Below are 15353 nucleotides of genomic sequence, written 5' to 3'. Positions count from 1 at the left end.
ATGTGTCTTTGCTCAGTCTCGGTGGCTCGGGAGGGACTCTGATCCAGAGGGACACGCCACCGCTTTTCTGGTCGGGATGACCGGGGGGTTCGTTGCGTCGGCGTGTGGTCGCCGCGTCCAGGGGTGACTTGTGGCCCGCTGGCCGGCCACTCCCACCGGGGCCCTGCCGGCGACAACAACGGGGAGGGAACCATGCCTGACGACGCCCGCGATCACATCGACGACATCCGGGACCGTGCCGACGTGGACGCGCAAGTTCTTGAGCAGCTCAAGAACGCCGGTCCCAGCCAGGGTTCCGACGACACCGGGTCGGTGACGGTCGACCTCGATACGGAAGGAAAGCTCGCCGGTATCCGGGTCGACCCCGACTGGCACCGGTCCCTCCGCGACACCGAGTTGGGCTCCGCCGTACTCAGCGCCTACCAACAGGCCGTGACGCAGCGCCTGGAGGCCTGGGGGCAGGCCGTCGAGCGCGCCGAGGCGGACCCGCCCCGGCCCCGGCCCCGGCCCGGGATGTCCGAGACGGTGGCAGGCCAGCTGTTCGAGCGCTTCGAGCAGGCGGGGGCGACGATCGACGATACGCGGGCCCTGAACCGGCTGCTGGACATGCTCGACGAGCTCGACGGCGCGATGGAGGAGGCGGGCGCCGAGGCGGACGCGATGTCCGGGACCGAGGTCACCGGCCGGAGCAGCTCGGGGCACGTCACGGCCACCGTCTCCGGTGCGGGCGACCCGGTCGGCCTGGACTTCGACACGCGCTGGCTCGGGCGCGCCCACGCCTTCAACATCGGCCGCGAGGCCGCGGAGGCGCTGGAAGAGGCCCGACGCCGGCTCGCCCAGAGGACCGAGGAGAGCCCGCCGTTCGCGCGGCTCACCACCCTCGCGGCCCTCGCCGAGAACCCGTCCGACCTGGTCACGTACCTCGGGCTGAACGACTCCCCGCCCTTCCCCGGCCCCGCCCGCTGAGACCGCCGACGAACAGGAGCCACCGATGACCTTCAAAGCGTCAATGGACGCCTTGACCAAGGACGCCAAGCGCTGGGACGACACGGCCGCGATGCTTCAGACCGCCCGGGCCGACTGCGCGGACATGACCCTGCGCGCCCAGGACTTCTCCTTCATGGGCGGCGAAGTCCACAAGCAGTACGAGGAGGTGCGCTCGTTCATGGAGGACTACCTCCGCGACGGCGAGCGCGAGACGTCCGGGGCCGCGGACGCGCTCCGCAAGGTGCACAACACATACCAAGGCTCCGACGACGCGGCGAAGGATCGCCTCAAGTCGGCGTGGGAATGGCACTGAGCCCTACGAGCCAGGGCCCGAACGACCAGCACTGTTACGGGAGACGGAGACAGCACGATGGACATCAACGAACTGATTCAGAAGATCGTCGACAAGCTCGACCGCATCCGTGACCTGGTGAAGCAGATCCAGTCCAAGATCAACGGCCTGCTGTCCCACGTCCCTTCGTACCTGCACTGGGTCATCTCGAAGGTCGAGGACCTCTGGAGCAAGTTCTGCGACAAGATGGGCGAGTTCTGGGACTGGTTCACCGACAAACTCGCGTACGTCGGCGACCCCTTCCTCCTCAAGGACACCGGGGAGAGATGGAACACCGACCTGGGCGGCCCCGCCCACAGGCGGGCGAACGAGGTCGATTCGGACGACCTGATGGTGGACGACAACTGGACGGGAACCGCGGCCAGTGCCTACAAGTCCAAGATCGACGGCCAGAAGAGCGCGCTCAACGCGATCGGGCAGCAATATGCGTCCGCTGTCGCGTCCGCCCTCAACACCATGAAGACCGGCATCTGGATCTTCTGGATCGCGATCGTGAGCGCGTTGGTCGTGGCCACCCTGGCGTTCATCGCCGGGATCGGCGCGGAAGGCACCATCATCGGCATCCCGGCAGGACTGCTGGCGCAGATCTCCGCGGTCGTCGGCTTCCTGCTCGCCGCCGGGGGCGCCACGGTGGCGCTGAAGTTCTCCGCCGACGACTCGGCCTCGGCGCTGCGGAACCTCAACAGCTACAGCGACAAGTGGCCGAGCTTCGCGCTCGGTTGATCCGGGACGGCGTCTAGATGACAACCAGTGTTCCCGAGGCCACGGTCAGGCGAGTCCTCACGTTGCTCGGCATCTTCGGGCTCGTCTGCACCGTGGCGCACGCCGGGTTCACTGCCCTGGCGCTCACGACGGGCCCGACGGCCGGCTCGACGGCCGAGCTGCTCAGGGTGATGACGTACGCCTCGCCGCTCCTGGCGGTGCTGTCCTTCTGCGGGGCCGCCCTCGCCTTCTCGGGCCGGCGGGCGACGCGCCGGCCGGGGCTCGCGGGCGCCGGCTTCCTGGTCCTGGCACTGGTGTGCGCGGTGCTGGTGGCGGCGTGCGGTGCCCTCCTGATCCGGCACGCGGGGCTCTGGGCGCTTCCGTTGCTGGGGATCGAATTCCCGCTGCTCGTCGCGCTGTTCGTCTGCCGCCGGCTGTTCCGGTCGGCCCAGCGGAGGCGGCCGCGCGCCGAATCCGACCAGGCCGGTACCGACACGACCCGATAACTCGCCGGCCCCACGCGGCGGTTGCCCGATCCGGTCGGTCGTCCCCGCTATCCCATCCTCTTCTGCGGCGGTATCCGGTCGAGTTTGTCCCGGATGTACGACGACATCTTCGCGTCGAGCCGCACGTGCAGCTGGGTGTTCCCGCAGTCCCCGCAGATGTACGCGTCGAACACCGGCTGCCTCTGCCCGAACTTGCCCGCTCCCACCCGCCGAAGCCCGGCCTGCGCCGCGTACTCGCCCTGGTACACCTCGCCACCGCCGCACACCCCACAGCGCCCGTTGCGCATATCCCCATCAGTCATGGGGAGGAGCCTAGATCCTGCTCGATCCCGGCGACGCGACAAACAAGGGCCCGGGTCGCAGACCCGGGCTTCGTCGTGGAGCGAGTGACGGGAACCGAACCCGCGCCCAGAGTTGCGGTGGAGCCTACGGCGGTACCGAGCAGCGCCGCGATTCCTGCGTCCATGCCTTGAGTCTCGGCGATCAACTCGCCCCTGAGACAGCCGGTTTGCGCCCCGTTGACTTGTCGCAAGCCTTGACGCAGCATGTTGAGACAAGGCCTGCGACGTAGGGCGTAGGAGTGGAGCCGACGTGGTGAAGGAAGGTTCCGGATGACCGGCAAGCCGGTGCGTCAGGCGGAAGTTGAGCGGGCCGGCGTGTGGTTGGCCGGGCATGGCCTGGCCGATGTCCGGCCGACGCCGTTGCTGGCCACGCGTCTTGCGGCCCGGCAACGTGCCCGTCTGGCCTCGAGCGTCCTGCTGGCCGCCTTCATCATCGCGGTCGCCCTTATCTACACCTTCGCCAGGCCTCCCGGTCCCGGTCCCGCGGTCGACGGGTCCGGGTCGTACCGGCACTGGTCGCTGCTTGTCCTGACCGCGGTGGTGGGGGGCTTGGTGCTGGCCCAGTCGCTGCTGGACTGGCGGGTGCGCCGGGTCGACCGGCGGGCCGGCGCGACGTTGCCGCGACGCGCGGCACACCCGGTCCGGCCCGGCTGGCGCACCGTGCTCGGCCTGCCGCATGCCGCCTTCGCGGCTGCCACATTCGCGGGTGGGACCGCGCTGGGCATCGGTGCCCTGACCGTGCGGGACTCCACCGCGCAGTACGCGGCACTCGTCCTGCTCATCGGGCTGTGCGGGGCCGCGGTCGGTACGGCTGTCCAGCTGCGCCATGTTCTGACGCACCCGGTCGTGGCCGACGACGAGGTCTCGCTGACCGCCGACGGCATCATGCGGGTCGAGGACGCCCGCGAGGTCACCACGCCAACTGTGGTGTGGTGCCTGCCGGTCGCCTCCGTGCTCGATACCGTGCCTGGCTGGTGGGTCGCCGCCTGGTGTGTCTTCGTCGCCCTGAGCGCCGTCTCGCTCGCCCTGATCACTGTGCGGACCGGGCTGGCGGCACGGCGGCGCGGCACGCCACTGGCACCCCGGTGAGCCGATGATCGTCATCGACTCGGCCTCGCCCGTCCCGCCGTTCGAGCAGCTCCGCGCCCAACTCGCCCGGCAGATCCAGGACAACACACTGGCCGTGGGCACCAAGCTGCCGACCATCCGCCGCCTGGCCGCAGACCTCGGCCTGGCCGTCAACACCGTCGGCCGGGCCTACCGGGAGCTGGAGGAAGCGGGGCTCATCGAGACCCGCGGACCGGCCGGCTCGTACGTCTCCGCAGCCGGCGAGCAGGGACGCGAACGGGCCCGCCGCGCCGCCGCCGAGTACGCCGCCGTCGTCGCCGGCGTCGGCATCGACACCGACGAGGCCATCCGCATCGTCAAAGCGGCCCTGACCAACGGCATCGCAGCACCGCCCTCGTCATCCCTGGCCGATGAGCGCGTGGAAACCGACTGACCCTCAAGGCCCAGTGCCTGACGGCCGCTTGGGCGGCGTCGGCTGATGGCTAACCGACTCGCTCCGCCCGGCGGCTCAAGCGAGCAGGCCGCACGCGACAAGTGCCGTACGGACGACTTCCGTTTCTTCCTCGTCGGCTTCGACCAGCGGCAGGCGAAGGCCGCCCACCCGGTGGCCCAGCAGGTTGAGCGCTGCCTTCACCGGAATCGGATTGGTCGTCACGCCGAGCGCCTTGTAGAGCGGCCGCAACAAGGCGTCGATCTCCGCGCGCCGTTGGGGTTCGTCGACCATGCGCCGCATCAAGTGTCCGGCGACGTGGCTGGCGACGAGGATTCCCCCGCAGCCGTCCAGGTCCAGGGTGCGGGCGAAGACGTCGTCGTTGCCCGCATACAGGCCGAGCCCGTCCACCGGGGCGAGGTTGGCGTTGTTTGCCTGCTTGACGTAGTCGATGTGCTCGATCTGGGCCAACTCGGCGAGCAGATCGTTCGGCATGTCGATCCCGGCGCGCGTCGGGATGTTGTACAGCACGACGGGCTTCCCGGCGGCCTTGGCGATCTCCGTGTAGTGCCGCACCAAGCCACGGCGGTTCGGCCGGTTGTAATACGGCGCCACCGACAGCACCGCGTCAGCGCCCAGTTCAACGGCCCGCTCGGTCATCGCGCAGGCCTGAGCCGTGTCGTTCGAACCGGTGGAGGCGATCACGCTCGTACCGGCCGGCCGCTCGGCACAGGCGAGTTCGATCAGCCGGAGATGTTCGGTGTTGGTGAGAGTGGACGGCTCTCCCGTTGTCGCGGCCACCACGACACCGTCGGACCCGTGCGCGAGCACATGACGCAGCAGCGATACGAAACCCTGCTCGTCGACCTTGAGATCGCCGTCGAAGGGGGTGACGATCGCCGTCAGCACAGACCCCAGCGGCGAACGACTCATTTCCGTCACATTGACCACCCCTCGCACACTCCGTTGTCCGGCACAGCCTCTCCCACCGGCACATATGGGGCAACCGACTTGACGGCCCATCCGAACAAGCCAGCCGGAAGGACCATCCCCGGTCATCGCCTGGGGCGAGACCTTGGAGCCGTGCGTGGTGTGCAAGTACAAGCGGCATATCGGTGCGATGGGTGATGGAACCGCTGGCCGGCTGATTGGCGCAACAACGTCGGCTGGTGGACTCGTCGCACACCGGCCGGCGGCACCATCCACCGCGAGGGCGCGACAGGCGCTTCACACTCCCCCCGGAAGTCCCTTGACGCCTCACGGCTTGCATCGCCGCGGTTTCGGGTCCCTGACTGTGCGGCTCTGCCTGGATGCCGCTGCGCGATCCCCCAGCCCAGCGGCACGTGCGGCCCACACTAGGCCGACGGCTCGCTCTCGCACTTCTGAGTACATGCAGAGAAAGTTTCCCCAGTACGCAAGGACCGCCAGGCCGCCGTACACGATCTTGCTGATCAGTCTCTCTCCGAATCGATCGCCCCAGCGGGGCACAGAGGACGGGGGACGAAAGCCAAGGGATCTGGCATGCCTGTCGTCGGTGAAGAGCAGAGGTCGCCTCGGCTCCGTGGGGGAGTTGTGGTGAGACCTGCACGCCAGCCAACCGTGACGTTCGTCAACGGCCGGTACCTGCACGACGTTGACCGGGCCATACTGACGCCATGAACCGCTATCTGCTCGACAACGGTCGCCCGGAGGCCGGCGAGCGGTTCGCGGCGCTCGCCGAGCTGTTCGACCCGTGGACCTTTCGTCACCTCGACGACCTCGGGCTCGGTGAAGGATGGCGGTGCTGGGAGGTCGGCGCAGGCGGCGTCTCGGTGCCGCGCGGCCTGGCGGAGCGCGTGGGGACCAGCGGCCGGGTGCTGGCCACGGACATCGACGTGTCGTGGGCCGAAGCTGAGGCCGGCGGCGTGCTCGAGGTACGCCGGCACGACGTGATCAGCGACCCACCGCCGGCGGAGACGTTCGACCTGATCCACGCCCGGCTGGTCCTGGTCCACCTGAAAGATCGCGCGGCCGCGATGCGCGTCATGTTCGATGCGCTCCGGCCGGGCGGATGGCTGGTGATCGAGGACGGGGACCCAGCCCTGCAGCCACTCGCCTGCCCCGACGAGCGCGGCCCCGACGAAGCGCTGGCGAACCGGCTACGATCCCGGATCCGGACGCTGATGGCCGAGCGCGGGGCGGACCTCGCATACGGTCGCACGCTGCCCCGGCTACTGCGTGAGTCAGACCTGACGGACGTCGGCGCCGAGGCCTACTTCCCCATCGCGTCACGCGCGTGCGCGGTCCTGGAGGCGGCCACGGTCCGGCACGTCCGCGACCAGCTCCTGGCCGCGGAACTGGCGACACCCGAGGAGATCGAGACGCATCTCGCGAACCTCGCGCACGGCGACCTGAACCTCATGCTCGCACCGATGATCACCGCATGGGGTCGCAAGCCGGCCTGATACTCCAGAAGCGCGGCGTCCCGTAGGAACGCTTCACTGTGCCTTGGACGCCCCGCTTCCTCCTTGGCGATGGAGGGGCGCGACTGCCCAAAGCACACGAGAACGGCCCAGTTGAAAGAGAGCCTTAGAAAGTGGCTGCGGTGACAGAAGCCGTGAGGGGGCGTGTTCGGAGGTATCGGAAGCGCAATTGTGCCCAACAAACAAGGCCCAGGTCTGCGACCTGGGCCTTCGTCGTGGAGCGGGTGACGGGAATCGAACCCGCGCTCTGAGCTTGAGAATCACCGCGCTGTTGGGGCAAGTTGACGTGCTGACCTCGTCCAATGCTCTCCCCCAACGATGCCTCACTCGTCGCGCACTGACCTGTGTTGACCCTGGTTGTCCGTCTGATCTGGCACGCATCTGGCTCGTCTTCGCCCGGGCGGAAGGGCACGATGAGTCGACCCGCCGCTTCCTTCAGAATTGATTGCGGAGCGTAGGTCACGGAGAGTAGCTGAATGAGGCGTAATCTGTAACCCTTTCGAGGGGGCATGGCCTCATTCCGGTTGCATCAGCGGTGCTCACCACTGTATTTGCCAGTTCACCCTTGCGTAGGTGATACTCACGTTCGACCTTCGGGCCTCGCCCACGCATCAGTGGAAGGCAAATCGTGTATCACTTCGGGCGAATACCGCAGCCGCAGATCTGAGTTGCCGTAACTGCGGCTCCCTGCATAGCGCATGCTGCTTCTGTTCAAGAGATAACCATGAACAGATAGGGGAGCTTGGCGCTGTTGAACAGCGCGTGTTCTATCCCGAATCTTGCAGTGAACGTGAAGACCTGATGCTTCACGCGCATTGCAATCCTCGCGAGAGGCTCCGTTGTGTGGCAAGTGCTGCTCGAAATCGTTAATCCCAAGAACATTCGTGGACTCGTGAGTATTCTCCCACTCATTATCGTGGTCCTTCTCATGGCGCCCTGCTGGTTTATGTGGATCTTCCTTCCGGAACGTCGGCAGAAGCGGGTGATCGATCTGATCAAGCAGCTCATCGAGTGGACTAGGGTGACTCGGGAATAGCCCTTGGTTCAGTGGTCGACGTAGTTCTCCGGGTTAGCAGGTCCCCTGCGATTGGAGAATCATTGTCCATGGGCTATCGATAGCCGCTTTTCGACTGACGTTAGGAGCCGGATACAGTCCACGCCGTTGAGCACCTGGACTCCAGGCCCACGACTTCGTTGTGGAGGCGGTGACGGGAATCGAACCCGCGCTCTGAGCTTGGGAATCACTGTGCAGATTGGATCAGTTGGCCTCTGACCTGGATGGAGAGGTCTTGTCCAGTCGCCGAACGGCTCCTCCTATGACTCGTGTTGACCGTGGTTTACCGCTCCTTCTTGTGCGCATCTGGTGCGGTGGTGCCGCACGACGTTGAGGTTGAGGCAGGCCGACAAGGGCCAGCATCAGGGTGAGGGGATGCCGAGAGGCCCGTCTGCAAGTGTCGCCGAGTCGCCTGCCGGAGATCTGTGTATCCGCCTCAACGGCTAGCCAAGGAAGGCAGGTTGAAGTACATAACTGCTCTGCAGAAACGCCGCCGTCTCGCCCACCGACGAAGCCAGCTGAAGCGCTGCGGGGCGAGAACGACATTGACCTTGGCGCGGTAGTGCTGTTCATCGGGGCAGCCCCGACCAGTGATCAACCACTGATCACTGTGACTCATCTGTCAGCGCCTCTCCCACCACCATCGCGCGCCAAATGGACGGCACGCAGGTCAGCAAAAGCTGAAGTCGACGGGCTCTCGTGGAACTTAGCCAGCTCAGCAGCACCCGAGCAGTGAGCGGTTGGTTGAGTTCGAACCGGGGGTCAACCTCCGAGAGCCTGCGCAGCGCTGAGCCCAGACGCTCGGTCGACTCCTGGGAGATGTGGGTGAGGTAGTTTCGGATTTCTCGTAGAGCGCTGTACTGCAGCACGGTCTCATCCGAGATGGAATCTAGCTCCGCCTGGGCGTCCGGTCGCAACCAGCCGTCCGTGACTCGTGGATCCCCGTTGCCAAGCCGGTCGAGGTACATGTCGGTGAGCACGGAGTCGATGTCGGGAGGATCCTGGGTGAGGGCGACACGGTGCTTGGCCTTCAGGGTGGGATCGTCAAGGCGTCGGCAGATGGCGGTGGGATCTCTTAGCACCGAGGCTCGGATCCAGCTTCTGCGGCGGAACTCAAACTCCGTCATCAGAGGCTTGATGAAGTTCCTTATCGCCTCGGACGTCTCGGTCCCGTGTAGCCCTTCCAGCTTGGTCAGGAAGGCCGTGATCTCCTTTTGAAAGTGATGCAAGGCGAGGGTGCCCACCGGTGCGACGCTACCCCTCAGCGAACGCTGCGCTGCTGCTCCGGTCGAGGCCGAAGCTGCGCGCTTGGCAGCCATCCAGTTCCGGTAGTGAAAGCGGATTGAAGGGGCGGATGGCCACCGTCGCCCGGCGCGCTCCTCCGCCTCAACCCAAGCCCCATACACAGCAAATGTCGCGGATTGGCCCGTCTCGGCGGCGTACTCCATGAACTTCTTGACAGAGAGTTCGTAGTCCTCTTCCCGGAAGACGAGCAAGCCCCGTGGGCGCCCTCGCCTATCTGGGCTGAGCCCTACACTCAACTGGGCGTCGGCCCAGGACCCCGCCCCGAGACGTTTCATCACAGTCTGGCTAGTGGGAGGCCAGGGTGTCGCCCCCTGCTTGGATTCGAGCCCCAGCTCCCGGAGTATGTCCACGCGCTGCCGGTTGTAACGTTGCGCCGACAGGCCAACAGGCGTCTTCCTCGCATACTCTCTCGCCGCGCTGACCAGGCATAGCACCGTGGCGACAGTCTCGGGGGCCAACTGCTCACTGCTCAGGGCATCGCTGACTTCGCGTGCCTCGGCCAGGTCTAAGTCCTCGATGGCAGTTGCACGGTCCGCTTTAAGGTCCAGTTCGCGGGCGAGGGCGTACCAGAGTGCACTTTCCACGGCGGACACAGGGAAGTTGAACTCTTGGTAGTCCACGTCGAAGAGCACGCTAGACGCCATGATGCTCTGCTTGACGATGGCAGCCGGTACCTCGGGGTGCACAAGGCGGAAGCGCTCCTCAACTTCGGAGCGTGGTGTGCCTGCTGCCGCGAGCCCCTCGATGGTGCTCCGATGCTGGCTAAGGAACTCGCCGACCTTCTCGTTGAGATCAGCCTCACGGGCTCTTCGCCGGGCCTGCCTGGACTCTTCTGCTGTGACGCTGCCCTTACTCTGGAGCACCTGGCGGACACGCTCCCTTGAGATCCCGTATTTGCTACCGATCTCCGCCAGTGTCGCGCCCTCGGTATACATCTGTGCCATCGCGACATCACGTTCAGCGTTCCCCCCGCGAGCCACTACGCCTCCTCTCCTCGAGCCAGCCAATCGAGATCCTGTCAGCTTCGCCGTGTGCCTGACCAGAAGGACCGCGCAGGGACGCAACGGGCGTGCTCTGCCCATGACTGCCACACCGGACACTCTCTCGAGGCGCTCAGGAGCCACGCTCAAGGACACGATGGTCCGGGCAGGGCAGTTCTCGGAGAGAGCAGCCCCATCTACCAGCAGTCCGACGATGAGCCGGCAACAGGAGGTCGCGGCGGGGCTTGACCGGCTGGTGCTAGCCGAGCGAGAGAAGCACAGAGAAGCCTCTCAAGATCCATCTAGTGGTGCGGAGGTGATACGAGATGCCTGAATCGGTCTTGACAGCACGAAACCCGAGGTTGGAGACACCGTCTCTGGTCTGGGGCTTCGTGCTGGAGCGGGTGACGGGAATCGAACCCGCGCTCTGAGCTTGGGAATCACGAAGCGGTTGGGCCGAGTCGGGGCCTTCATCTAGGCGGATGGCTGCAGGAGCGTACTGACTCAAGTCCCAGTGCTGCCGCTGTTGACCGCGACTCTCCGCTCGTTCTGGCACGCATCTGGCATGACGGCACTTCCTGCCAGCGGTTGTGAGGTGACAAAGCGGGAAGCAAGTGTGAGCCGGTGGTGAAAACGTGGTGGTAACTTGCTTTCGCTGTTGCTTCGGAGTCCTCAGTTCCCCTTGTTGGGCGAGGTCACCCTGGCTAGCTGACCTTGTCACAACCAGATAAAGGATCGGCAACAAGAGCCTGATCAATCCTTCCGCACGGAGGACGACGCTTGCATGCACTCAGACTTGCCATGCGTGCCTTGTGGGGGATGCGTCATCGGATCATCATGATGTAATGACTCTCTCCTCGCGTGCCAAGTGGTGGATGTTCGTTGGCCTGTTCGGACTCGGACTGGCCGTCCTGGGGACATACTTCGTAATCGTGGGGCTCGAACGTGCCGAACGCTTGTCGAGCGTGCTTGGGCTGTTCGTTGGACTGCTCGGCCTCGCAATCGCGGTGTATGGCGTCTACGCAGCGCGAGGTTCGAACAGCTCTAGATCGTCGCCGCAGCCGACGCACGTATCGCCAAACCAGAGCGGTAGCGGGGTTCAGGGCAACACCTTCCATGGACCTACCGTGATCCAGAGTGGTGATCACAACCGCCAGGAGAACAACTTCCAACCTTGATCGAGGACTTACGAACGTGCGCGGTAGGAAGCCGGCCGAGGAGCGTGCCGGGTCAAGCGGCATAAATCGCAACGAGTTCACGGGACCTGCAATCGTGCAAGGAGGCTCGGCGAACGAACAGCAGATCGGTGACCGGTACTACACCACGTACAACTTCCAGGCTTCGGATATTGCTGCGCGCTCCGGGCCTGCCCATCCGGAGGCACTGCACGAACCCGACCCATGGGTGAATTTGGTTGAGCACAGCGCTGCTTGGCGTCATCTCGAACCCGGATCCGATTCAGATGCGCTGAAGCAGCACGCCATGACTGTCGCGTTCACCCTGGCCCGTCTCTATGACGAGGCGCGAGACGGACTGATCGGGGATCCCTGGCACGACCCGGGCCTCGTTGAGAGATTCACCTACCGCGTTGACTGGCTCTTCAACAACGTATGGAGTGAGACACCCGTGGTTGTCTCGCCGGCTGAAGCGACGTTGCTCAGCCTGTTGCCACTGCTCCACCACACCCGGGCGACGCAACGAGCGGCAAGGCATCTCCATATTGATCCGGAGAACCTGACTCCGCATGATCGCATGGCGAGCGAGGAGCGCGTTCGATATGACCGCTTCCTGCGTACACATGACCGACTGGTTAGGCGGGCAAGTCAATCCCCCCTCGACGGCAAGGATGACGGACGGCATCAGATCGCCTGGTGGCTCTACCATCGCTGGCTTGCCACCGACCCGACACTGGCGCGAAACGGCTGGGCAGACGACCTGCTGGCCGCCGCAGGTATTCCCGGCACGGTGCTTGCGGACTTCATGGACTCCACCACCATGACCCGCTTACTTACAGCACCGAGTGTGTCTCCACATGCCCTGTGCGGAATCGATGGACAGCCGTTCCTGCATCGGCAACGCTGGACCACTGTTGGCCAGGGGCCCAAGGAACAGCGCGTCCGGGAGCAGCTCGTCGGTGTTGTCTTCACCGTCGCACACGGCCTTGCCATCGAGGCGACGGTGCTCCCACCTGTCATCGTTCAACACCTCTGCGATCCGGGTGCGGTGAAGCTGAATGACCTGCACCACACCTTGTCTACGGCGCAGTGGGATCAGCGCGCCAATGGCAAGGAGCGGCAGCTACGGGCCCACTGCCACCACAATGCAGTGGCAGCAGCCCTGCGTGAGCATGCTCGAAGGCTGGACGGTCTTCTCCGTGCCGTACATCGGGCCGGTGATGATGGCTCATGGCCAGCGGAATTGCATGAGCTGCCGGTGTTTGTCGGTGGTGACACAGTGGTGGAGGTTGACAGCGAAGGCCGCGAACTCCCTCCTCGCGATGCCGTCGCCTTCCGCTTCGACGAAGGCGCTGTGCAGGAACTCCTGGTGGGAGAGCGGTTGTATCGTGACCCGGCCCTGGCGATCCGCGAGTTGTACCAGAACGCGCTGGATGCCTGCCGATATCGCCGGGCCCGGGAACAAGCGCACGCACAGCGTCTGGGACGGTCCGCCGACTCTACCGGGTACAAAGGGGAGATTGAATTCACGCACGGCTTCACCGCTTGTGGCCGCGCCTTCCTGAGCTGCCGGGACAACGGCGTGGGCATGGGCGAGGAGGAGCTAACTGGCGTCTTTGCTGAGGCGGGGGCGCGTTTCGCGGATTCGGCAGCCTACCTTGCCGAAAAGGCCGAGTGGGCAGAACTTCCCGAGCCGGTGTCAGTTCAGCCGAACAGCAGATTCGGTATCGGCGTACTCAGCTATTTCATGCTCGCTGATGAGATCAAAGTCAGCACCTGTCGCCTACGCAAGGACGGTTCGCCGGGCCGTCGCCTTACCGTCCACATCACCGGACCCGGTCAGTTCTTCCAAGTCGTGGAAGAGCAGCAAACCGGTATGCCCGGGACCACTGTGACCCTCTATCTACGTGATGACGCCCAGGACCACTCGGCGGCGGAAACGCTCCACTCTCTCCTCGGGTACACGGAGTTCCGAACCCAAGTAATACGGGGAGACGGCACAACGGAGGTCTGGGAGCCTGAGACCCTCACTGCCAGAGCAAGGCCCTCCTGGGAGGCGGGGGGCATCGACGCCTACGGGACTGTTGTCAGGTGGCGTGGGCAGGTCGAGTATCAAGGTTCCCTCATCCCCGGACAGGTGATGTGGTGTGAGTACGGTGGCGGGGTACTGGTGGATGGTCTCCACGCTCAGCCTTCGGATAAGCAGCGCATTGGAGTGTTGGCTGGCTCGCGGGCGTTTGGGGGCGCAATGGTCAACCTGGACGGCGGCTGGGACGTCACGCTGTCCGTGGACCGGACCCAGATCCTTAAGGACGTTAGCCAAGCTCTGGCCGAACTACTCGAAGCTGCTATGACGGCATTAGTTCGCCCTGGGTCAGATTTGCTGACTTTCCGTTGGCTTTGTGCCGTGGCCCTATACAGTCCCATGCTGGCGGACATGATTTCTGCCGCAGCGGCCGATGCCGAACTTCCGATGACCATCCCCGGGGAAGAATCAACTAATAGTGCGGCACGTCAAGACTGTTTTCCTCCGGATGTCGAACTGGCGGGACGGCAGGTTTGGACGGTTTTCCAGAATTTTGACGACGAGCATGTACTAATAGAGATCACGAGGAGTGAAGGACGTCCGCCTGACCACATCTTCTTGTGGCGAGTACTTGCTCGTCGATGGCCTGTCGACCTTGACCGGTTGAGCACGCTCGTGCCTGAATTGGTCGATGTCGGAAAAGTACGCCTTGCTCGTCCGACGGATGCCTATGTCTTGCGGGGCGAAGAGTCCCATTGGATTCCCGATGGCGAATGGGGATTGAAGCCTGGCTGGGTTCTGTCGACTGCCGCCAACATCGGGATGACACCACGAGCTTTGGCCATGCGGGCCGCGGAGCTTGGTATGGAGGTGTCAATTGAGCGTTACTCGGACGATTTGCAACCAGATCCCCTGGACCTAGCCCTTCTCAGTACGCAGCTGGACGGGATAACTTCCTGGCTTGCCACCGATGTGCCAGTTCCGGTAGCTCATCTGCTTGATGCCCGGTTTAGGCGAGGTATCAGCCTCGACGACGCAGAGCGGCGCCTCACTGCCTACGGCTTTTCAGTACCAGCAACCGGTCATCTACCAAACGGACTCGGTCCTTCGGACGCAGTCCTGCTGAGCCGGGGCCTGTCAGGGCAGGCTCCATGGATCTCCGAGATCCCAGTTGAGCCCGGCCATGTTGTTGCTGCCGCCTTAGCACTGGCGACCACCACCACAGAGATCCACAGTAGGTTGGAGTCATTCGGGCTGGCTGCTCGTTCCATACATGGAGCGGGCACCGTGGATCGGGACGATGTGGCACTGCTGACGCAGTGGACAGGGCCGAAGGGCGTTTGGCTTTCCCAAACAAAAACCGTTCCGCCCGGCAAAATTCTGGAGGCGGCGACGCAGTTGGGTCGCGCGCCGGCCGAACTAGCTGAACGTCTCCGCGAGTTCGGGTTTGCTCTCCCGCCAGTGATTCCTCCATTGCATGGGAGAGCGGAGAAGGAATTGGTGCTGCTCGGTAGAGACCTGGACGGCATTGGTCCATGGCTCGACGTGGAAGAGAACGTCCCCGCTGCTCACGTACTCTTGGCTGCCCGTGAGACAGGTCTGCCGGCCGCGAAAATTGTGGATTATCTGATGGGTCTGGGATTCACGATCGTTGGAGACGTGAGGCCGAGTGCGGGGGATCTTGATTTGATCTTCAATGAAGATTCGCGGACGCTGGGGCTCTCGGACCTGCAAGATTCCGTCCCGCTGCACCACCTGCTCGGGGCTGCGCGGAGGACACGACGGAGCATCACAGATGTTGTCCATGGTTTGCGCAAGCTAGGTCTGAAGGTGCAGGATCCGACCCAAATGATCAGGACCGCACTTCTCCGTGTCCCCCTGGAGCCCGGGAAAATTCCCGACTCAGGGCCCGCTGCCACACACTCTTGATGCGGTCTGGCGCCTGAGAGGGTCGCACTGCTCTAC

At 64.6% G+C, this 15353-nt stretch carries 12 protein-coding genes; 9 read left to right on the top strand and 3 right to left on the bottom strand.

What is annotated here, in order from left to right:
- The first annotated feature begins 192 nt into the window (after positions 1-192).
- From QQM67_RS22320 to QQM67_RS22305, 4 genes are read left to right on the top strand one after another with little or no spacing between them, the layout of a single operon-like run.
- Positions 193-966 (top strand): YbaB/EbfC family nucleoid-associated protein, encoded by a 774-nt coding sequence (locus QQM67_RS22320; RefSeq protein WP_314175802.1) that lies wholly within the window; start codon positions 193-195, stop codon positions 964-966.
- A 25-nt stretch (positions 967-991) separates the two neighbouring features.
- On the top strand, positions 992-1300 hold the full coding sequence (locus QQM67_RS22315; RefSeq protein ID WP_314175801.1) for a hypothetical protein: 309 nt from the start codon (positions 992-994) through the stop codon (positions 1298-1300).
- A 57-nt stretch (positions 1301-1357) separates the two neighbouring features.
- Positions 1358-2062 carry a hypothetical protein gene (locus tag QQM67_RS22310; protein ID WP_314175800.1) on the top strand — a complete coding sequence of 235 codons (705 nt, stop codon included), beginning with the start codon at positions 1358-1360 and terminating at the stop codon, positions 2060-2062.
- Between the two features lie 17 nt (positions 2063-2079).
- Complete coding sequence (locus QQM67_RS22305) at positions 2080-2547, top strand: hypothetical protein (protein ID WP_314175799.1); 468 nt, start codon at positions 2080-2082, stop codon at positions 2545-2547.
- Positions 2548-2594: 47 nt separating this feature from the next.
- Here QQM67_RS22305 and QQM67_RS22300 read toward each other — a convergent pair whose 3' ends face one another.
- Positions 2595-2849: a hypothetical protein gene (locus QQM67_RS22300; protein ID WP_314175798.1), complete on the bottom strand. Its 255-nt coding sequence runs from the start codon at positions 2847-2849 to the stop codon at positions 2595-2597.
- A 309-nt stretch (positions 2850-3158) separates the two neighbouring features.
- Here QQM67_RS22300 and QQM67_RS22295 point away from each other — a divergent pair, with 309 nt between their 5' ends.
- Positions 3159-3977: a hypothetical protein gene (locus QQM67_RS22295; RefSeq protein WP_314175797.1), complete on the top strand. Its 819-nt coding sequence runs from the start codon at positions 3159-3161 to the stop codon at positions 3975-3977.
- Between the two features lie 4 nt (positions 3978-3981).
- Positions 3982-4389, top strand: a complete 408-nt coding sequence (locus tag QQM67_RS22290; protein WP_314175796.1) for a GntR family transcriptional regulator — start codon at positions 3982-3984, stop codon at positions 4387-4389.
- Between the two features lie 75 nt (positions 4390-4464).
- Here QQM67_RS22290 and dapA read toward each other — a convergent pair whose 3' ends face one another.
- The gene (gene dapA, locus QQM67_RS22285; protein ID WP_314175795.1) at positions 4465-5337 is read right to left on the bottom strand and encodes a 4-hydroxy-tetrahydrodipicolinate synthase; all 873 of its coding nucleotides are present in this window, start codon (positions 5335-5337) and stop codon (positions 4465-4467) included.
- Positions 5338-6041: 704 nt separating this feature from the next.
- On the opposite strand from dapA, the gene QQM67_RS22280 reads away from it, so the two are divergent.
- The gene (locus QQM67_RS22280; RefSeq protein ID WP_314175794.1) at positions 6042-6830 is read left to right on the top strand and encodes a class I SAM-dependent methyltransferase; all 789 of its coding nucleotides are present in this window, start codon (positions 6042-6044) and stop codon (positions 6828-6830) included.
- A gap of 1677 nt (positions 6831-8507) precedes the next feature.
- Here QQM67_RS22280 and QQM67_RS22275 read toward each other — a convergent pair.
- Positions 8508-10151 carry a sigma factor-like helix-turn-helix DNA-binding protein gene (locus tag QQM67_RS22275; protein WP_314175793.1) on the bottom strand — a complete coding sequence of 548 codons (1644 nt, stop codon included), beginning with the start codon at positions 10149-10151 and terminating at the stop codon, positions 8508-8510.
- 881 nt (positions 10152-11032) lie between these two features.
- Between QQM67_RS22275 and QQM67_RS22270 the strand changes: the two genes are divergently transcribed.
- Both QQM67_RS22270 and QQM67_RS22265 read left to right on the top strand, forming a co-directional pair.
- Positions 11033-11365: a hypothetical protein gene (locus tag QQM67_RS22270; RefSeq protein WP_314175792.1), complete on the top strand. Its 333-nt coding sequence runs from the start codon at positions 11033-11035 to the stop codon at positions 11363-11365.
- Positions 11325-15317, top strand: coding sequence for a wHTH domain-containing protein (locus QQM67_RS22265; protein ID WP_314175791.1), 3993 nt, complete (start codon positions 11325-11327; stop codon positions 15315-15317). The genes QQM67_RS22270 and QQM67_RS22265 overlap by 41 nt, the downstream gene beginning before the upstream one ends.
- Positions 15318-15353: the final 36 nt, after the last annotated feature.

It is taken from the genome of Streptomyces winkii (genome assembly GCF_032248595.1).
Classification (GTDB): Bacteria; Actinomycetota; Actinomycetes; order Streptomycetales; family Streptomycetaceae; genus Streptomyces; species Streptomyces winkii.
Note: the sequence above shows the minus strand (reverse complement) of the source record. Positions and strands in the feature narration are given on the sequence as shown.

Bases quoted from the DNA above. Each gene is read 5' to 3' on its own strand.
- QQM67_RS22290 (WP_314175796.1), top strand. From the start codon at position 3,982: ATGATCGTCATCGACTCGGCCTCGCCCGTCCCGCCGTTCGAGCAGCTC.
- QQM67_RS22280 (WP_314175794.1), top strand. From the start codon at position 6,042: ATGAACCGCTATCTGCTCGACAACGGTCGCCCGGAGGCCGGCGAGCGG.
- QQM67_RS22305 (WP_314175799.1), top strand. From the start codon at position 2,080: ATGACAACCAGTGTTCCCGAGGCCACGGTCAGGCGAGTCCTCACGTTG.
- QQM67_RS22295 (WP_314175797.1), top strand. From the start codon at position 3,159: ATGACCGGCAAGCCGGTGCGTCAGGCGGAAGTTGAGCGGGCCGGCGTG.
- QQM67_RS22300 (WP_314175798.1), bottom strand. From the start codon at position 2,849: ATGACTGATGGGGATATGCGCAACGGGCGCTGTGGGGTGTGCGGCGGT.
- QQM67_RS22320 (WP_314175802.1), top strand. From the start codon at position 193: ATGCCTGACGACGCCCGCGATCACATCGACGACATCCGGGACCGTGCC.
- QQM67_RS22275 (WP_314175793.1), bottom strand. From the start codon at position 10,151: ATGGCACAGATGTATACCGAGGGCGCGACACTGGCGGAGATCGGTAGC.
- QQM67_RS22270 (WP_314175792.1), top strand. From the start codon at position 11,033: ATGACTCTCTCCTCGCGTGCCAAGTGGTGGATGTTCGTTGGCCTGTTC.
- QQM67_RS22315 (WP_314175801.1), top strand. From the start codon at position 992: ATGACCTTCAAAGCGTCAATGGACGCCTTGACCAAGGACGCCAAGCGC.
- QQM67_RS22310 (WP_314175800.1), top strand. From the start codon at position 1,358: ATGGACATCAACGAACTGATTCAGAAGATCGTCGACAAGCTCGACCGC.